Raw genomic sequence first — 18,502 nt, 5'->3', positions numbered from 1 at the left:
AACTTTGACTTTAGAATTTACTAGGAATGTGTCGTTAGGTTTAGGCTTTGATAGCCAGCCTGACAATTTATTAAATATAAGGGAAGATATGATCCAGTCCGAATTTCAGCGCTTTCTTCAAACTTTATTATCATCGCCATCTAAAGCATCGGTTCATAAATTCGCTAACTTGGTATTGATGCATTTGAATGAACTTGTTCCACTCGGTACTCATCAAGGGCAACGGGTTAAGTATTTAGCGGATCTTGCTCAAAAAGAATGGGCTAATTTAAGCAAAGATATTCCAACTAACCTTGAAGATGTTGAGTCAGATGTAGCATCTTTTACTCTACTCAAAGAGTTATCTGTGGACTCATTTAGGGGATTTAGCCGTGAAGAAGTTTTTGACCTAAAAAGCTTGCTAGTGCTTATCTTCGGGCCAAACGGTACGGGTAAGTCTAGTTTTTGTGAAGCATTAGAATACGCCTTATTAGGCTCAGTAGCAGAAGCTGAAAGTAAGCGTTTTAGAGATGTTGAAGCTTATTTGAAAAATGCGCATACCAATAAGTTTGTACCGCCCAAATTGATCGGAATTGATGCTGAAGGCAGTGATGTCAATATCCAATCTAATGATGCTCTTTATCGATTTTGTTTTGTTGAGAAAAACCGAATAGACAGTTTTTCGCGTATTGCTGCGCAAGCTCCAGCTAAACAATCAGAGCTAATATCAACATTATTTGGACTTGATGCGTTTAATGAATTTGTTAAAAACTTCTCACCTGAAATTGATGGTCGATATATAGATGTAGAAGGTGTAAAAGCAAAGAAGCTTTCTCAAAAACGGCTGCAACTACAAGGAGCTGAACAGCAGATAAAGCTTAATCAAGGCATAGTTGAACAGGTAAAAGATGAAGAAACTCCATTAGCATCAGGCTATAGAGAAGGCTGTACTTTACTTAAAATGATGTTTGAACTTAATGGGTCAGAGGGCAAGCAAGGGCAAATACCCTTATTAGAAGCTGAGCTGCAAAAGCCTGCTCCACAAAAAAGTAATCTAACCGCTGCTAACCTAGCCTTAATCCAGAAAACGTTGGTAAGCAGTCTAAACGACCATAAGGAAAAAAGTAAAGAATTAGCGAATTCAAGCCAACAAGTATCTTTTCAGCAGCTTTTTGAAGCTGTAACTCAAGTACAGCAAATTAGTTCTGATAAATGCCCTGCATGTTTAACCCCATTAACGGAAGTAATCATTAATCCTTTCACTCATGCAGGAGAGGAGCTAGTCAAACTTCAGCACCTAGCTGAATTGCAAGTTAAGATAAAGCAGCTTGAGCAAACAGTGCTTCAAAAGCTTCAAGAATTGCATCAAATATTATCTACTTGCTTGAACTTTTATTCTAACAACAAGCTGGCATCGTTTAGGTTAGTTGATATGTCACATTTGAGTGTGACTTGGTGGAACAGTTTACATATCAACCTAGATGATGGCACGACAGCGTTTCAGCATATTGAAACCCAAGTAGCCTGTTTAGAAAAACAGGATGCTGATAGTATTCAAATTGACCAAAATAAAAACACCCAACAAGTAGAGTTGAAGCGATTAAAAGGCTTTCTAAATGACGCTCAAAAGCTAGCTGCAAGGAAGAGTGCCGCAATTAAAGCAATTGAAGATGCTCAAAAGTTAATTAATGAGTTTGACGAAGCGAACAAAACACTTATTGATGAAGTAGAGCTAGAAAAACCTATTGTTACGCAGAATATTGAAATAAGAGAGTCTTATCAAAAGTTTGTGGGTTTACTTAATGCCTACCGTAAAAAGTTACCAGCACTGTTAGTTGAAAATTTAGGTGACGTAGTTGTTCAACTTTATAATGCTTTTAATCGAAATGACGCCCCGACTGAGTTAATGGCCTCTATTCAGTTACCGTTAGCACAAAATCAGAAATTAAAAATTTCTTATCAAAATGAGCCTGAAAAGTATTTCGATGCACTTCATGTACTAAGTGAAGGTCATATCCGCTGTGTTGGCTTAGCAATATTGCTGGCGAAAAACATCAAGGAAGATTGTCCTCTCCTTATCTTTGACGACCCTGTTAATGCTATTGATGATGATCATCGTCAATCCATCAGGCACACTCTTTTCGAAGATAACTACTTTGATGGAAAGCAGATTATCTTGACATGTCATGGAGAAGAATTTTTTAAAGATATCCAAAATCAATTATCTGTGGAACAAGTTAAGAATAGTCAGCGATTAGCGTTCTTACCTCGTACTAATGAGCAGCATATTCAAGTTGATTACAAATGCGCTCCTAGAAACTATATTGAAGGAGCATTAGAGCATATCCGCAAAAATGAATTGCGATTTGCACTAGGCAAATCTCGCCAAGCATTGGAGTCATTAACTACAGGGAAAGTATGGCGGTATGTCAGTAAACATGGTGATGGTAACTTAAGTATAAAGATGCGTGCCGCAAATGCACCTATTGAGCTACGCCAATTAACAGATCAACTTAAAACTAAGATTAGCAAAAGTGACTTTACTGATCCTGATAAAGGGAATATTTTATCGCCCATAGAAATATTATTAGGTATTAATGGTAATTCTCTCGAATGGCGGTATCTGAACAAAGGGACCCACGATGAAGTAAATCGAGCAGAATTTGAAAGAAATTCAGTTCATACCATTGTATCTGCAATAGAGACTTTGGATCAGGCGCTGTAATTTAATAGCCAATTGACCAAGCCTTTAAGCTTTTGAAGCCAGATAAGGAGTAGTAACGCTTTATACGTTTAGTCTAAGGCGTTACTCCAGGGTATCGCGTAAAGCGTTACTTGAAGGATTCAACAGAGAATTTTTCTTAGCTTTGATTTGATTTGAAGCCAAATATTAAGCAAAACCACCTTGTTCAATATGCTTCAGGTAATGTTTTACTGCATCAAAATCACCACCATTAACAGCTTGTTGAACCGTTTTATCAAGCGCAGGAATGACTTCAGATTCGTACCATTTAAGCGCTGCTTGTTTCGAACCCGCCCAATCCTGAACGAAGTCTAAAATGAATTTTTTCTGCTCTGCTTGAGTCATATCACTCACCACGTTTAAATGTTGGTTAGCCTAGATTAACCATTAATTACCTCTTCTAGTATAAAACAAATATGGAGTGTGCATGGGATATATTGGATGTGTTTTTAGTTGCTAGTTGGCTGGCAAGATAATTTTTTAAGCCTGATTAATTCAACCTAAATTTATTGCTGCGACTTTGACCTGTGGTCCATCATAGTAATGATGCTGGTCCACCCTAATAATGAGAGTGGTTCACCATAATGGTGAAGCCGGTTCAAACGTACAGGATTTTGCATCTGCATATTCTTATCATTTGAACCAGTAATTTTATTAACGTGGAACATACCACCTTAATAGGATGGACCACCCATATTAGTATGATGGACCAGTGAAGTGTTTTAGTCATAATATGGGTAGAAAAGTTGGACTTTGTTATTTAGGTGATTCAATTGAATTCTTTCAGAGCGGACGCTAGCTGTGTTTATTTTGCGTATTAACCAACAAAGCCCTTTACATTCTTTTGGCTCAATTTTCTGTAAATAGCTATGCTTGACCACATCAGATAATTCTTTATTTAATAACTTTTCATCACTTAATGAGATTAAATTTACAACTAAGGTAGATTCACCTCTAGCTATTCTTGGCTTAATTTTATGAAATAACTGCAATAAGTTAATACGTTTTGAAATACGCTTTAAAAGAGCTGTTTCATCTTGAAGGATGCTTTTGTATGAAGTTTTGTTCTTTTGAAATAGCCAGGCAGATATTTTGCTAAAAAGAGGCCATCGTAAACAGGCAAGTTTTCCCGTCACACAAACATTAATAAAACTCTCCACAATGAGCTTGTCTAAGTAATGTTTACTCACCTCGCAATATCGCTTATCAAATTCATATCTTAATAAAAGTAAGCATGATAAAGCGCTTAATGTGCCTATTGTAAAAATATTCTTAATTTCCGTACTGTTCAGTATTTTTCGCTTCAAGTTACCCAAGCAATCCTTTTGCGGTTCGAATACATGTTCTATTACTTCTAAATCTAGTGAGGCTAGTTGAATGTCGATGTCTTGTGTATTTGATTCAAGGCAATAGAGTGTCGACCAAAGAGGCGAGTGAAATAATGCCGCGACACCCTCCACTTTGTCGTCTAAATCAAGAATGGTATCTAATGATGGTACCGAGTCAAATTTTAGTAGCTTATTAAACTTTCCAGAGCGCACAGCTCTTTTATCTTCATGAATATTACGCGAAGGAAAAGCGTTCTCCATTTTATTGCCATTCATAGGGATTTTTAGCTGGTCACAGGCCAAGGTAAAGCAACAAAGCGTTCTTAAACGGTTTGTTTCAGATGTCTTATGAACAGTTAACCCACTCATGATGAATTTTTGGAAGCCGTGATATCAATATCACGGCTTTTAAGGTGATAAAAACTGCTTAATACACACTTATTCAAAATAAATTTCACTTTTTCAAGCCTCTTTTCTTAGCTAGAACTGCCTTCATATCGGACAATTTTTGTTTCTAAAAGCACAATTTATTTTTATTAGTGATGAGCAATATTGTTGAGTTAGTAACCTTTTTTATTATTTGTTGTCACGCTTAAGCTTAGCGCAAGATGCATATCTTTTCCTGTAACAATCCGAAATTTGTTACACATTGAACAACTTAAAATCGCCAACTAATGTCAATGGATAACTATCTGTGTGACAAGGTGTGTCTAATGGAAAAATCACAATTAGATGAGCTGACTAATGACATTGAGCGCGAGCTTTATAGCTACATAGGCCCACTTTTGTTTGGTAAGCATTTATATGCAGCGTTGGGGTTTTCTAGTCATGATGCTTTTCGGCAAGCGCTGTCACGAAAGACAATTCCCGTTGAGATTTTCACGCTACCAAACAGGCGCGGACGGTTCGCGTTAAGCCGTGAGGTGGCGAGGTGGCTTGCAAGTGAGCGGCTAAAACCAAAAAGGATAAAGGAAGAAATACAGACATAAAATTTAACAAGGCATAGAAATAATAAAGCCTGCATAAGTTTGGCGACTCGCAGGCTTTATTAAAGGTTATCGATTTTAACTCTCGATATCCCCAGTATAGTCAAACATTAGATATTCGCAATTATCTAATGACTATCTTCCTATGCTTCATTTTTAGCAAAATGACGGAGGTAAGATATGCTGACTTCAGCTTCACTACGAAACTTAACTCATACGCTTTCACTGCTTATTGATAAAGCAGTAAAAGATGGCTATGAGCGAACGATGTTAACTTCGGCCATATTATTTGGCTTTATTTCTCAACGAATAGTGGCGAGAAATGTAGGGTGCTCCCACCAAACAGTTGGGCGTATTACCCAAAAGCTTCTCGCTATGGCTTTACCGCTACCTAATTTTGATGAAATAGAGGGCAAAACTTTACTGCTTGTCTTTTATCCTCATTATAAAAAGCGTATCAATTACAAACGACGACCACCCATCATTGAAATGGAAAAAGAAGCGTTAGTCTCACCGAAGAAATACCGATTAAAGCTGATGACTATGTACTTACTTTATCGCGCAAAAGAGCCAGCTACAGCGCTTAGCTATTCTCGTTATTGTGCTCTCTGGGCGCAACATTGCAAAAACAGTAAGTTAGAATTTAGGATTACTTATCAGCCAGGCGAGGTGTTGTTCTGTGATTATGCAGGGATAGTAGCCTCTTATACTGACAGGCGCTCTGGTAAGGCCGTCAAACTCTATATGTTTGTTGCAGTACTTGGTCATTCAAAATATATGTTTGCTTATCTAACAAAAAACTTAACCGCAAAAGCTTGGGTGGAAGGCTTAGTAAAAGCTATACACTTTTTTAAGGGGAGTCCTGCTGTCATTCATTTTGATAATGCGGCAATGGTGAATATTTCGGGACTTATTGCTGAGCTTCATGAGCAAGCCCAAGTGTTCTCCCGTTATTATAATAACGTGTGTGATACTTCAAGACCTTTGACCCCCAAGGATAATCCTAATGCAGAAAAGCAAGTTCAACATATTCAAAATAGAGTCTTGCTACTTTTACGTCGTGAGAAATTCTATAGCCGGGATGAAGCCAATGCCTATTTGATAAAAAAGGTTGAAGCGCTTAACCATGAACCCATGCAAAAAACGAAAGTATCTCGCCATCAAAATTATGTGGAAAAGGAGTTGCCGGCATTAAATGGTATTCCTGAGATCCCCTACCAGCCTTACGATGAACGCTTTAAACAAAAATCATCGGCTGGATATACGGTTACCTATAACACCCATGAATATAGTGTGCCGTATAAACATCGCAATACTTATTTAACGCTTCAGGTATCGGGAGACACATTAGTTGTGTTACATGAACTTCAGGTACTTGTAACACATCAACTTTCTAATGAGAAAGGTGGTAGAACAATTCTTCCTACACACATGCCGCCAAATCACTTTGCTGAAAGTAATAAGAACGAAACTGAGTTCATTAAATGGGCTGAAAGTATTGGCGAGAGCGTTGTTGCTATTGTTAAACAGCAATACGAAGGTATGAAATCTCATTCATCACGCCCTGCTGGAAAAAAATGTATCGCACTTAAAAAGCTTGCGAAGACATTTGGTAAAGAAGAGCTCGAGCTTGGTTGCGCTTATGCTTTGAATCAAGAAATGCATACGCCAAGTGATATCCAGTTAATCTTAAAATCTCGTATTTATGAAGATGAAGAAGAGCCACTGTTAGCGCCTTTAATCGCTTCTCAACAAAATATTCGAGGTAAATCATATTACGAGGGATTCCATCATGAATGATCTAATGACAAAGCTGAAGTGTTTGTGTGAAAAAGCGAGACTCATACCTTTATTTCAAGCACTAGAAAAACAGGAGGCATCGCCTGAATCAATTGAATGCAGCTTTCTTGAACGTATTTTTTGTCTATTAGAAGCACAAATAGACAACAATCATATTAGTAAAATATCTCGTTTTCGGAAAGCTGCAAAATTGCGATGGCCTCAAGCTTCACTAGCAGACTATGCGATTAAAAAGGTACTACCAGTAAAACTATCAAAGCTGAAAGATCTTGCAGAGTGTGCTTGGGTTGAGAATTATTTGCACGTGGCAATTACAGGACCTACCGGCGCAGGAAAAACACATCTAGCAAGTGCGTTAGCTGATGAGGCCATATTAAAAGAGTATTCAGTTATCTGTTACCACTTTTCAGCATTGGTCAGAGATTTAATCATAGCGGAAAAGGCAGGTGAAGATATTCTCATTAAACTACAAAAAAGACTCATAAAATTTAGAGTTCTGATGATAGATGATTGGGGAATAAAGCCGCTCAAATCTCATGAAAGACATCTACTGCTTGAACTTATTGAGTTAAGAGAAAGAAATGGCTCACTTTTGATCACTTCTTTGTATGAGCCGAGTCAGTGGTATGAATGTTTTGTTGATAAGGGTATTGCAGATTCATCGTTAGATAGAATTATTCCTTATATCGATCATATTGATTGGGATAAAGACTCTTATCGTACCGAGCTTGGTCGTCAGTTAATGGCTAAATCTTCAAAAGGGGGAAATAAAAATGCATGAAGAAATCTTTGGTCAATTATCCCTTGAGGATATGTATATTAAGCAAGGGTTTGATTATTACCGGTCTTGCTTAATAAGTAATGAGGAAAAACTGAAGCTTGCACGTTCTACAAAGATAATACCCGAAGAGTTATTATCACACCCCTACATGGGCATATGTGACCGCACGCTAGGTCTTAAAATAGCTAACAGTCGAAACCCTGAAGGTGGTGCAATCCGTGGTCAATTTTTACATAGCGGTTTATTTGTATCCGCTCACAGCGAGCTATTTCGAGGCTGTATTGTTTTTCCTGAACAAGATGAGTTCGGGCACTTTATTTCAGCTATAGGCTATCGCTACGGGCGAGTTAGAAAATGGCAAAAAGCTGTTATCCACTGGCACAAACCTGAGTTGGGTCAATTTGCCTTAGAAGGCATGAAATTAGTAAAGGAGATATCGTATGCAAAAGCCTACCACTAGCCGTCTTTGGCGGTGTATTAGTTATTATCTAGCGTTGTGCCTTATCAGAGGGCAAGCAAACGACACTATTAGAGCAAAAAAATACAGTCTTAGAAAATTCTGTATTTGGTGTTTTGCTCGAAACGTATTTACTATCGATGAGATTGATATTGAATTGATGGATGATTATATGGAATATCTCAATGCGTATCGAAAACCTAAGGATAATCAGCCCATTTGTAAGGCAAATAAGTACGCCTTACTGCTTAATGTTAAAAACTTTATGGGTAAAATGCACAACCGAGAGTTAATAAATAACAACCCTATTGCGCACATTGAATTACCCACCGTAGGTAGACCATTACCTAAAGCAATTTTTACCGCAGAAGAAGTTGAAAAAATACTAGAGCAACCACTACTTTTTGGCAAAAAAGGTTTGGTTGATAAAGTGATTCTAGAAACGTTCTTCGCCACAGGTATTCGTCGTGTTGAGTTACGCAACCTCGATATTGAAGACATAGATATTAAGCAGCAACTGGTGCGTATCAGAAAAGGTAAAGGTGACAGAGAATACATATTGCCAATTAGTGAAAGAGCTTGTGAATGGATTGTGTTTTATCTTGCTAAGTTAAGACCTCAACTTGCCACCATTACCTCAGGCAGTGCGCTTTTTCTCAATGATAAAGGAACACGTTTTAGAGTAAACGGATTATCTGATATGGCTTCACGTTATGTCAGATTAGCTGGTTTTAAGCGTGCTGGTGCTTGTCACTTATTTCGACACTCTACTGCAACCATTATGTTGGACAATGGCGCTGATCTTCGTCATGTGCAAGAAATGCTAGGCCATGTAAACATTACCAGTACGCAAGTATACACCTTTGTTTCACGTTCAAAACTCACTGAGGTTTACAACAAAACTCACCCATCAGCGTTAAGCAACAAGAGCATGCTGGGTTAACAATGATGTTAATCACTACCCCTTATCAAAGGCCATCAATAGTAACCCTATTGGTGGTCTTCTTCTTTGGTTCTATCTTTAGCTTTTTCAACAAAAATCTTTTAATATGAAATGGTTGTGCAGTCATAAGACTGGATCATAATTACGATTATATTATTACAAAGCACGGATTTATCATCCAAAGTTAGGTCGTTTCATGCAAACTGATCCTATTGGTTATGACGATGGTATGAATTGGTATGCTTACGTTGGGAATGATCCGGTTAATGTGGTTGATCCGAGTGGTTTGTGTGGTAAATTTAATGATCCAACCGCAGGATGTGGGAATACAGTTGGCTCTGACTTTAAAGGAAATACGCAGGCAGCATTAAAACGAGTAAAAAACTTTTTCAGTTTTACTCAAGAAACTGCTGATAGTGCTGAAGAATCCTTAACTTCAGCCAGTGACTCTGCTGTGAATACTGTACCTTTGGGTATCCGCAAAGACCCTATTGGGACAGTAGGGGATCTTTCTGCAATTGGATTCGGCTATCTTGCAACTACTACTGTAATTGGAGCAGGTCCAGGTTATATGGCTATGACTTATGGACTTGATGGGTTGTATGAAAAAGTTACAGGACAGCCCTCTATTATTAAGGAATCAATTAAATTTACCTTAGATCAAACGGGTCTGAAATACTCAAATCAAAACGTTCAGGCAATTTATTTGGGAGCTAGCTTAGGAGCAGGAGGTTTTAAAGGGTGGTCTGACGTTTTAAAAGGAAAAGGGAACTTTTTTGACGTTATGGGTGGAGTTACTGATGGAAAAAATACAATTGATTTTATGTCGAAACCATAATTTTTTGGAGGGGGTATGAATAACTTTAAAATGATCATATATCTAATTCTATCAATTGTTTTAATAATAATAGGTATTAAATATTCTTTTATTGAAATAGGTGTGAACCCCAAGGATGTTTATAAAAAAACAGCAAAAATAGCTTATTATAGCTGTACTGATTATACAAGAACCTCGGATTCATTAAGCATCCAATTTGTAGGTATTGATGATGAAATAGACTTGGCGATTGTAATTTACTGTAGTGACCTCGATTTGGTTTTAAATAGAGGAAAAGAAGTAGAATTATGGCTTGAAAACAGTCGACGCGAAGGAGTTTTAAACTTATGGGGATTAGCTATTGATGATGAAAAAATAATTTGGCCCAATACCGGAATGACGACTAAAACAAGCTTTAATGTTTTTTGTTTTTTATTTTTTATTTTAAGTGCTAAATTTGGGAATAAATTTTCAAGGCTATTTAAGTTAAGGAATATAAAGTAAAAAAATAAAGGTGGTAGGTTAAATTTAAACAACTAATAACTTTATTTCAGACATAAAAAATATTACTTAATTTAATTGGGTCAGGTTATAACTAAAATGGGGTCGGGTTAAAATTAAGAAATAATACTGTTAAGTCAGATCAAATGCCTCAATTTTTGAGGCATTTTTTTGTGTGAATAAATGGGGTCAGGTACACTTTAATTAAGTGAATAAAGAAGGTCAGCGCATTTGATCTATTTTGAATGACCTCTTTATTAGATATAAATAAGCACACCCAAAGCCCTAATGCCGATCAGTTAAGAAAAAAACTATTGATTTTTGGCTGAATGAGATCAGAATTCGATGTTCACTTAACATCGGATTTTTTTATGCTTTAAACTTATTAGGCCACCCATAATAACTCGGGCATATTTACATCACTAAACTAAGCTTAATTTACCTTTGTTAAGTCTGGTGATTGTTATGCCTAAGCCTCGTTCATAACAAATTAGTTTATTAGATACGCCTTATTATCATATTTGCAGTCGCACAGTACGAAAGTCATTTTTGTGTGGAATAGATAAAGAAACAGGTGTTAGTTTTGAGCATAGGCGCACATGGATTGAAAAACGTATATTTCAACTATCTAAAGTGTTTGCTATTGATATTTGCACACATGCTGTAATGCATAATCACTTACATTTGGTAATACATATTGATAGTGAGCAAGTGAACAATTGGTCAATGGAAGAAGTACTTGAACGTTGGCATCAGTTGTTCAAAGGCACACTACTTACTCAAAAATATTCCAATAAACAACCGCTTGATAAGTTTCAACTAGCAATGGTTGAAAGTACAGCTGACATTTAAAAACAACGCTTAATTGATATCCGTTGATTTATGCGTTCCTTGAATGAGCCGACGTTGAAGGTTGATCACGTCATTCCCTATTGGCACTTGTTTAACGCGGTTTCTTCATTGTGGGATTTGTGGACACCAAGTTGCCATAAAATCTATCTCGCAATGTTCCCTTCTAGCGCCAGAGAACTGTTAAAGTTATGTCCGCTATATGATCCGACAGTTGACTCTCGTTGCCTCTAATCATTTATTCCATCAGAACAAATTAGATATAAAAATAGAATTTTTATTAAGGTCAACTATCGTATCATTGAAGAAGGCGTCCATGCCTTCTGTTTGAGTTAAATATCGGTTGCTTCTGAAAGCTCAAGCGCATCATCTACTTCAACACCAAGATAACGAACCGTACTCTCTAGTTTCGTATGCCCAAGTAATATTTGAACTGCTCTCAAATTTTTTGTTTTCTTATAGATTAAAGATGCTTTAGTTCGTCTCATGGTATGAGTGCCATATAATGTGAGATCTAAACCTATACTTGAAATCCATTTTTTAACGATCCTTGCATATTGCCGAGTAGTTAAATGAAAATCTTTTTTTACTCTACTGCCAAACAAATAATCACCCGACCTAAGCGATTTTTGTGCTATCCATTCTTGCAGTGACTTTCTAGTTTTAGGGGTTAATTCAAATTGAACCGAACTACCTGTTTTCTGTTGAATAAGCATGGCTCTGGACTGAATAGTAGCTCCATGAGCAATATCCAAAACTTTTAGTTTAATAAAATCACAGGCGCGTAATTTACAGTCTAAAGCCAAATTAAACATCGTTAATTCTCGCAGGTTATTTGCCAGCTCTAATCGTATCCTAATTGACCATATTTCTTCGAGTTTAAGGGGAAGTTTTTGACCAACTAATTTGCCTTTATTCCAGCAGGTTTTTCGTGAAGTTGATTTGCTGTTATTCATAATAGTGCTCCTTTCTTGAAGGGACTATAAGTATGGCTTGATACACTAAAATTTATTTATAGCAGACATTATGCGTATGTAAGTGAAGAATGCCTCTCTTAGCCAATTGAGGACATTAAGCCTTTGCAAATTTAGGAACATATTTAGGGCACTATTAGGCAAGATTTTCTGCTCACTTGTGGGGCTGGTTTAAGCTCAAAGCTGACGTTGGAATTTGATACCATAACGCTAATTTCTATAACTAATGAAAAATAGAAAAATTCAGAATTGGAACCTTGAGCTTTGTTAACTATCACCAAGACACGAGAGAAGACGCTAATAAAAATTCTATTGCATTCTGTACTTGTTCTTATGGTCACAAATAATTAGATGAAACGAGATACCACTTTTCGTTCATATAGCAGGCATAAGTTTTATATTACGATGACGTAATGGCATAAAGTTAAATAGAACGTTAGCCTTTATTTATAATAATTTCTATTGCTTCTACAACCTCTTCTGATTTTTTTAAGTTTAATCCATCTGGGTGTGGCTGAGAAAACTGCCCACTATCGTTATCAAAATATTGACCTGAATGTTGGGAAACACTTTCTTCTAGTGCCATACGTTTCAATATTTCCGCGCCAATACTTAAATCTTGTCCTTCAACACCAAACCCCTCTTTTACCATTTTTGAGGCGAGTAAAGATCCAGGGTTAACGGCAATAATTGTAGGCCCTTTTTCGCCAAACTTTTCGGCAAGTACTTTACTCCACATGGTAATGGCCAATTTGCTTTGAGCATAAGCTTCCATATCAGTTAGCTGTATTTTCCCAAGTAAAGCTTCAATGTTTACAGGCGCTTGGGCGGCAGAAGACAGATTAATAATGCGTCCTGAGCTTCCAAGTGAAGATGATAATTCTTGGGCAAAAATATAAGGTGCAATGGTATTAACAACAAATCGAATATCTAATCCATCACCTGTTATTGCGTTATTTGTTTTAAATATACCTGCGTTATTAATAAGCACATCAAGGCTTTTATGGTCATTCTTAATATCTTCTAGCAACTTTTTAATATCAGAAAATACAGATAAATCAGCTAAATAACTTTTAATACTACCTGCGTTCGGTATGTCAGCTAATAAACTTTTAACCAAATTTAACTTTTCAAGGTTACGTCCATGTATTAATAAATCATGCCCAGCAGACGCTAAAAGTTTCGCTGTTTCTAGGCCAATGCCGTCTGTTGCACCGGTGATCAAGATTGTTTTTTTCATGTTATTTATCCTTAAAAGAGTAAAAGTTATTCTGCAAAATTAGGCAATATTTCATCGGCAATACGTTTTAACGTTGCTGGAATGTTTAATTGATTAAATCGTAAATTAAGCGCAACGTGGTTTATCCCTATATTTTCTAAAGACTGTAAATAATTAATAAGATGGCGAGTTCCAATTCTAAAGCCCAGATGAATAGGTGTTGGAGGAAAGTCAGGATCCTCAACCAAATCAATATAAAGTGGCTGCATAACAGGTTGAATTTCTCTTCCTGCCTCTTTCACTTTTTGTTGAAAACTATTAATAACATGAGTTTGCTCTTCAAGTTTTCTTGGATATGTCATCCAAGCATTACTGTTTTGAGCAATCCAATTCATATTTTGTTGGCTACTACCTGTAACAATTAAAGGAAGCTTTTTCGAAGCGGGTTTAGGCAGCATATTTATACTGCCATTAAGATTACCATAGTGATTAGTAAACTGTGGTTTGTCTTGCCACATTTGTTTTATATAAGAAAAGCTTTCTCGAAAGCGAAAACCACGATCATCAAACGATTGATTTAACGCTGGATATTCTTCTGGTCTATCACCAGAAGCAACACCTAGAACTAAACGCCCTTTTGATAATACATCAGCACTTGCGGCAGCTTTTGCTACATGAGCTGGATGTCTTGTAGGTAATACAATACTTGATACGCCAAGCGTAATATTTTTAGTTGTACCCGCTAAAAAACCCAAATAAACAAAAGGATCGAAGATTTGCCCTGCATCACCAAACGTAGGTACATCAAATGGAACATCTCGCAGCCATATCGAAGCAAAACCTAAACGTTCAGCAAGTTGAACACGTTCAATATGATCTTCCATTGTTGGTACAGAACAATCAGCATAATTTTCTATAGGGATAACTAAACCAATACTTAATCGATTTGCTTTAAAAATATGATTGTAACCGCGATTAACCCATTCAAAATCAACGTTTTCTAACGAGGTCTGCATTTCAACTTCACTTCTTCTCATTTTTCTGTTTTTTTACTTAACCATAATGTGTCAGGATAAAATGATTAACTAACTTAATCCTGACTCATCATTACCTAAGCTAAACCTCAAATCACTTAAACGTCTACGACTACTTTACCCATGCCTTGGCCACTTGAAAGACGATCGTGTGCTTTGCCAGCTTCTTCTAAACTAAAAGTTTGCTCATCTAATACAGGACGTAATGCACCAGATTCTGCTATTTTAGTTAACGTGTTAAGAATTTGAGCATGGTTTTCACGTTTATAGTTATTCAACATAGGGATCAACATAAACACAACATGTAATGAAAGACCTTTGAAATGCGCCACGCTTAAATCTAATTCCACCATAGCAACTGTTGAAGCAACATGACCGTTTAACGAAGCTGCGTTAAATGAGTTAGTCATGTTTTCACCACCAACAGAGTCAAATACCACATCAAAACCATTACCCTCGGTATGTTTAGCAACGTATTCTTCAACTGTTTCGCTTTTATAATTAATACCTTTTGCACCAAGTTCTTCAATTAAAGCAAGTTGCTTTTCACCTCCACCGGTAGCAAATACATTAGCACCCATGTAATTAGCAAGTTGAACAGCGATATGTCCAACACCACCTGAGCCACCATGTACTAATACATTTTGATTTTCTCTTACGTTTGAACGTGTTAATCCTTCATAAGCTGTAATACCTACTAAAGGAATTGCAGCCGCTTCACGCATTGTTAAGTTTTTAGCTTTCTTAGCCATTAAGTTAGCATCAGCAACAATGTACTCAGCCAAAGTACCAGGTAAATCAGCTAATCCGCCAGCACAACCATAAACTTCATCTCCAACTGTGAACTGAGTAACACCTTCACCTACTGATTCAACGATGCCAGCAAAGTCCATTCCTAGTACTGCAGGTAATGGCGGAGAAAGAGGTAAATCATCACCCATTTGGCGAATCATAGTATCTACAGTGTTTATACTGCTTGCTTTAATATTAACAAGTACATGGCCTGCTTTAATTTCTGGTTTTGCGATATCTGCTACTTCAAATACTTCTGAACCACCAAAACTTTTTATGATCATTGCTTTCATGAGGTTTACCTTTTTGTTTAAGTCATTAACTAATAGATATCATTTAATGAAGTAAGTATATTTACTATTGATTACTTTGATAATAGACTCGTATAAAGAATCACTTTATAGTTTTTGTTGATAAAATGAATATTGAACACCTTAAGCTTTTTATTAGAATTGCAGCGACCCATAACATCAGCTTAGCCGGCAGCGAGTTAAGATTATCTCCCGCGGTTGCTAGCGCTCACATCAATAAATTAGAAGCTGACTTAGGGGTAAGATTAATTCATCGGACAACTCGAAAAGTGTCACTTACTGAAGAAGGGAAAGCCTTTCTTCCACACGCAGAAGATGTGATATCTAGCATTGAAGCAGCACGAGCTTCAGTCGGTGCGGGTAACGCATTCCCCAGAGGAACATTACGCGTTGCTGCGCCTGCTTCTTTTGGACGAATGCATATATTGCCTGCACTAACAAAATTTCTAACCTTATATCCTGATTTGAATGTTGATTTAAAGCTCTCTGATACCATAGTAGATTTGGTTGAAGGTGGCTTTGATATTGCCATTCGTAATTCCGCATTAAAAGATTCAAGCTTAATTGCCAAAAAATTAGCGCCTGATACCAGAATATTATGCTCATCACCAGAATATCTAGCCCAAAATGGAGAACCACAATCTCCAGAAGATTTAAATTTACATCAATGTATAACATTAATGGGCTTAGATGATTGGGCATTTAAAACACCAAAAGGACAAGTAAACATTAAAGCTAAAGGCGTTTTAAGAACTGATAATGGAGAAGCTGTTAGAGATGCGTGTGTTAATGGTTTAGGTGTAACCATAAGTTCTAAATGGAGTGTTTATAAACATCTTCAAAGTGGCGAGCTTGTTCAAATACTTAATGAATATCCTATTGCGACTAACACCGCAATTTGGGCTGTTTACCCTAGCTCAAGGCTTCTTGCACCAAAAGTTAGAGCCTTTATAGATTACTTTGCTGAATATTTTGGGAATACCCCTTACTGGGAATAAGTTATTTATAAGTATTTCCCTTCAATTTAAAACGTTTCTGAAACTAGCTTGAATTTATAAAATAAAAAGGGAAAGTGCTAGAGAAAAATACTTGTAATATAGATATCCTTGACGATAGAAGACATAACTATGAGCGCTGTTAGGATAGCTATTCTAACAATAAAGTTAGTAATCAAAATAACCTACCGTCTAAAGACGGTAGGTTATTTTGCGGACTGAAAGTCCTATGGCCTTGGAACGTTAATCACTCTAAATCGAAGTTATCCTTCTCTTTACGCTGAAAGTGATGCTCCAAGTATTCTTGTATCATCACTTCCGTCAACTCCCCTGCCGTTACGTAAAAGTAGCCTCTGGCCCAAAAGTGTTGATCCCAATATCGCTTTTTCAATAGCGGATACTCTTGAAAAAACTTCGTCGAGCTTCTCCCTTTGACACGCTTCATTATATTTGAAGCTGACACTGTCGGGGGCGCTGAAACTAATAGATGAACATGATCTTTACTCACTACACCTTTTAGTATTTCAACCTCAAGCTGCTCACAAGTCTGTCTGACCAACTCTCTCACTCGAAATCCTACATCACCAGTTAGTACTTGGTAACGGTATTTCGTTGCCCAAACAAAGTGGTATTGAATATTATATTTTGTATGTGACCCAGTACGATATTTCATATAAACATTCTAAAGACAACTGCTAGCTAAAGCTACCCATCTAAAAATGGGGGGGTTAACCTTACGCTCGGACTAATAAAGCATCAATTTCAGCTATTAGCGGTCAGTTTCCCTAAAGAAGAACTGACATCTAATGTCTTCTTTGAGCATAGAATTAACATTTCCAGTTTAATGGCAAATGACCGCAAAGGTGGCTTTGTTGTCTGTCAGGGTAAAGGTAGCTCAACGTCTAATGAGCACTAAAAATAGCTCGAAAATCCATTGATGCTAACGTCCGGTTTCGTATCAAAGAACTAAACCGCTCACCGCGGTAATGGTGTATTTGGCAAGCATCGCATTACCCCCCATAACTTTTTTATTCTTTCTGACTCTAAGTTTTGAGGCATGTCGCCTCACCTTAGATTGGAGAATACCTCATGAACATCAGCCCATACTTTTCAGCCCCTTTACGCCAACGCTTCAATGAAGATATGACCATGCGCAAACTGGCAACTTCAACACAAATTGACTACTTCCGTGGCGTTAATAAACTCTGTGAACATTTACAACATCCTCCTGAATCAACCACCCAAGAAGAGTTGCGTGAGTTTCAACTTTTCATGGTCAATCACGGTGTATCGGGGATCACGGTCAATGCCACACTCTCGGCGCTTAAGTTTTTCTTTCAAGTCACTTTAGATAAACCGGAAGTGATTGCACGGATTTATCCCGTAACGGTTGCGCGTAAATTACCCATCGTGCTCAGTTTGGAAGAAACTACGCGTTTTATGGCTATGGCCACGCACCCTAAATTTAAAGCCGCATTCGCTGTCGCCTATGGTGCAGGTTTACGCGTAAGTGAAGTGGTTTCCTTAAAAGTGAGTGACATAGACAGTAAACGAATGGCATTACGTGTAGAGCAAGGCAAAGGAAGTCGTGATCGCTATGCACTATTATCACTCGCTTTGCTTGAGCATCTTAGAGATTGGTGGCGTTTTGCTAATCAACAAGGACAGATGTTTGCTGGGGGTTGGTTATTTCCTGGGTTGAACCCTATCGATCATATGACGGCTCGTCATCTCAGTCGCGTGTGTAAACAAACCGCTCATGCTGCTGAGATTAAAAAGAATGTCTCTATGCACACATTACGTCATAGCTTTGCGACTCACTTACTCGAGGCTAAAGTCGACATACGTGTTATTCAAGTCTTGTTGGGGCATGCTCAACTCAATACCACTGCGCGTTATACACAGGTGGCAACGGATTTACTCAAGGAGGTGATCAGTCCGTTAGATACCATCACACCGCAAAAAAAGAAGGTAAAGGACGTGAAGTGAGTCG

At 37.4% G+C, this 18,502-nt stretch carries 17 protein-coding genes and 1 pseudogene; 11 read left to right on the top strand and 7 right to left on the bottom strand.

All coding sequences use genetic code 11. The features are described 5' to 3' along the window. Positions 1-88: 88 nt before the first annotated feature. Positions 89-2,704, top strand: a complete 2,616-nt coding sequence (locus tag A3Q34_RS18205; RefSeq protein ID WP_070377250.1) for an AAA family ATPase — start codon at positions 89-91, stop codon at positions 2,702-2,704. Positions 2,705-2,869: 165 nt separating this feature from the next. On the opposite strand, the gene A3Q34_RS18200 is transcribed toward A3Q34_RS18205, so the two are convergent. Both A3Q34_RS18200 and A3Q34_RS18195 read right to left on the bottom strand, forming a co-directional pair. Then, positions 2,870-3,067 carry a hypothetical protein gene (locus A3Q34_RS18200; RefSeq protein WP_070376629.1) on the bottom strand — a complete coding sequence of 66 codons (198 nt, stop codon included), beginning with the start codon at positions 3,065-3,067 and terminating at the stop codon, positions 2,870-2,872. A gap of 377 nt (positions 3,068-3,444) precedes the next feature. Continuing rightward, positions 3,445-4,326, bottom strand: a complete 882-nt coding sequence (locus tag A3Q34_RS18195) for a hypothetical protein (RefSeq protein ID WP_157471044.1) — start codon at positions 4,324-4,326, stop codon at positions 3,445-3,447. A gap of 437 nt (positions 4,327-4,763) precedes the next feature. On the opposite strand from A3Q34_RS18195, the gene A3Q34_RS18190 reads away from it, so the two are divergent. The 8 genes and pseudogenes from A3Q34_RS18190 (at position 4,764) to A3Q34_RS18155 (ending at position 11,187) form a co-directional block, all read left to right on the top strand. Continuing rightward, entirely contained in the window at positions 4,764-5,039 is a 276-nt protein-coding gene (locus A3Q34_RS18190) for a hypothetical protein (protein ID WP_070376627.1), read from the top strand. Between the two features lie 177 nt (positions 5,040-5,216). Next, entirely contained in the window at positions 5,217-6,836 is a 1,620-nt protein-coding gene (locus tag A3Q34_RS18185; protein ID WP_070376626.1) for a Mu transposase domain-containing protein, read from the top strand. Beyond that, the gene (locus A3Q34_RS18180) at positions 6,829-7,617 is read left to right on the top strand and encodes an ATP-binding protein (protein WP_070376625.1); all 789 of its coding nucleotides are present in this window, start codon (positions 6,829-6,831) and stop codon (positions 7,615-7,617) included. The genes A3Q34_RS18185 and A3Q34_RS18180 overlap by 8 nt, the downstream gene beginning before the upstream one ends. Beyond that, positions 7,610-8,077 carry a hypothetical protein gene (locus A3Q34_RS18175; RefSeq protein WP_070376624.1) on the top strand — a complete coding sequence of 156 codons (468 nt, stop codon included), beginning with the start codon at positions 7,610-7,612 and terminating at the stop codon, positions 8,075-8,077. The genes A3Q34_RS18180 and A3Q34_RS18175 overlap by 8 nt, the downstream gene beginning before the upstream one ends. Beyond that, complete coding sequence (locus tag A3Q34_RS18170) at positions 8,058-9,017, top strand: tyrosine-type recombinase/integrase (RefSeq protein WP_070376623.1); 960 nt, start codon at positions 8,058-8,060, stop codon at positions 9,015-9,017. Before A3Q34_RS18175 ends, A3Q34_RS18170 begins: the two co-directional genes overlap by 20 nt. Before the next feature lie 157 nt (positions 9,018-9,174). Then, positions 9,175-9,855, top strand: a pseudogene (locus A3Q34_RS18165) (RHS repeat-associated core domain-containing protein); the annotation flags it as partial. 15 nt (positions 9,856-9,870) lie between these two features. Further along, on the top strand, positions 9,871-10,338 hold the full coding sequence (locus tag A3Q34_RS18160) for a hypothetical protein (protein WP_070376621.1): 468 nt from the start codon (positions 9,871-9,873) through the stop codon (positions 10,336-10,338). 546 nt (positions 10,339-10,884) lie between these two features. Next, on the top strand, positions 10,885-11,187 hold the full coding sequence (locus tag A3Q34_RS18155) for a hypothetical protein (protein ID WP_231907386.1): 303 nt from the start codon (positions 10,885-10,887) through the stop codon (positions 11,185-11,187). A 329-nt stretch (positions 11,188-11,516) separates the two neighbouring features. On the opposite strand, the gene A3Q34_RS18150 is transcribed toward A3Q34_RS18155, so the two are convergent. The 4 genes from A3Q34_RS18150 to A3Q34_RS18135 form a co-directional block, all read right to left on the bottom strand. Next, entirely contained in the window at positions 11,517-12,140 is a 624-nt protein-coding gene (locus A3Q34_RS18150) for a tyrosine-type recombinase/integrase (protein ID WP_070376620.1), read from the bottom strand. Positions 12,141-12,594: 454 nt separating this feature from the next. After that, positions 12,595-13,398, bottom strand: coding sequence for an SDR family NAD(P)-dependent oxidoreductase (locus A3Q34_RS18145; protein WP_070376619.1), 804 nt, complete (start codon positions 13,396-13,398; stop codon positions 12,595-12,597). Positions 13,399-13,424: 26 nt separating this feature from the next. Continuing rightward, positions 13,425-14,414, bottom strand: coding sequence for an LLM class oxidoreductase (locus A3Q34_RS18140; protein WP_157471042.1), 990 nt, complete (start codon positions 14,412-14,414; stop codon positions 13,425-13,427). Positions 14,415-14,509: 95 nt separating this feature from the next. After that, positions 14,510-15,496: a zinc-dependent alcohol dehydrogenase family protein gene (locus A3Q34_RS18135; RefSeq protein WP_070376618.1), complete on the bottom strand. Its 987-nt coding sequence runs from the start codon at positions 15,494-15,496 to the stop codon at positions 14,510-14,512. 125 nt (positions 15,497-15,621) lie between these two features. Between A3Q34_RS18135 and A3Q34_RS18130 the strand changes: the two genes are divergently transcribed. Continuing rightward, on the top strand, positions 15,622-16,512 hold the full coding sequence (locus tag A3Q34_RS18130) for a LysR family transcriptional regulator (RefSeq protein ID WP_070376617.1): 891 nt from the start codon (positions 15,622-15,624) through the stop codon (positions 16,510-16,512). A 244-nt stretch (positions 16,513-16,756) separates the two neighbouring features. Here the strand turns inward: A3Q34_RS18130 and tnpA are convergent, their stop codons facing one another. Further along, positions 16,757-17,182 carry an IS200/IS605 family transposase gene (tnpA, locus tag A3Q34_RS18125; RefSeq protein WP_070376616.1) on the bottom strand — a complete coding sequence of 142 codons (426 nt, stop codon included), beginning with the start codon at positions 17,180-17,182 and terminating at the stop codon, positions 16,757-16,759. A gap of 416 nt (positions 17,183-17,598) precedes the next feature. Between tnpA and A3Q34_RS18120 the strand changes: the two genes are divergently transcribed. Then, on the top strand, positions 17,599-18,498 hold the full coding sequence (locus A3Q34_RS18120) for a tyrosine-type recombinase/integrase (RefSeq protein ID WP_070376615.1): 900 nt from the start codon (positions 17,599-17,601) through the stop codon (positions 18,496-18,498). Positions 18,499-18,502: the final 4 nt, after the last annotated feature.

It is taken from the genome of Colwellia sp. PAMC 20917 (genome assembly GCF_001767295.1).
Lineage (GTDB): Bacteria > Pseudomonadota > Gammaproteobacteria > Enterobacterales > Alteromonadaceae > Colwellia_A.
This window is presented reverse-complemented; position numbering and strand designations above follow the sequence as displayed.

Coding starts and splice junctions, on each gene's coding strand:
- A3Q34_RS18205 (WP_070377250.1), top strand. CDS start 89: ATGATCCAGTCCGAATTTCAGCGCTTTCTTCAAACTTTATTATCATCG.
- A3Q34_RS18200 (WP_070376629.1), bottom strand. CDS start 3,067: ATGACTCAAGCAGAGCAGAAAAAATTCATTTTAGACTTCGTTCAGGAT.
- A3Q34_RS18195 (WP_157471044.1), bottom strand. CDS start 4,326: ATGAATGGCAATAAAATGGAGAACGCTTTTCCTTCGCGTAATATTCAT.
- A3Q34_RS18190 (WP_070376627.1), top strand. CDS start 4,764: ATGGAAAAATCACAATTAGATGAGCTGACTAATGACATTGAGCGCGAG.
- A3Q34_RS18185 (WP_070376626.1), top strand. CDS start 5,217: ATGCTGACTTCAGCTTCACTACGAAACTTAACTCATACGCTTTCACTG.
- A3Q34_RS18180 (WP_070376625.1), top strand. CDS start 6,829: ATGAATGATCTAATGACAAAGCTGAAGTGTTTGTGTGAAAAAGCGAGA.
- A3Q34_RS18175 (WP_070376624.1), top strand. CDS start 7,610: ATGCATGAAGAAATCTTTGGTCAATTATCCCTTGAGGATATGTATATT.
- A3Q34_RS18170 (WP_070376623.1), top strand. CDS start 8,058: ATGCAAAAGCCTACCACTAGCCGTCTTTGGCGGTGTATTAGTTATTAT.
- A3Q34_RS18160 (WP_070376621.1), top strand. CDS start 9,871: ATGAATAACTTTAAAATGATCATATATCTAATTCTATCAATTGTTTTA.
- A3Q34_RS18150 (WP_070376620.1), bottom strand. CDS start 12,140: ATGAATAACAGCAAATCAACTTCACGAAAAACCTGCTGGAATAAAGGC.
- A3Q34_RS18145 (WP_070376619.1), bottom strand. CDS start 13,398: ATGAAAAAAACAATCTTGATCACCGGTGCAACAGACGGCATTGGCCTA.
- A3Q34_RS18140 (WP_157471042.1), bottom strand. CDS start 14,414: ATGAGAAGAAGTGAAGTTGAAATGCAGACCTCGTTAGAAAACGTTGAT.
- A3Q34_RS18135 (WP_070376618.1), bottom strand. CDS start 15,496: ATGAAAGCAATGATCATAAAAAGTTTTGGTGGTTCAGAAGTATTTGAA.
- A3Q34_RS18130 (WP_070376617.1), top strand. CDS start 15,622: ATGAATATTGAACACCTTAAGCTTTTTATTAGAATTGCAGCGACCCAT.
- tnpA (WP_070376616.1), bottom strand. CDS start 17,182: ATGAAATATCGTACTGGGTCACATACAAAATATAATATTCAATACCAC.
- A3Q34_RS18120 (WP_070376615.1), top strand. CDS start 17,599: ATGAACATCAGCCCATACTTTTCAGCCCCTTTACGCCAACGCTTCAAT.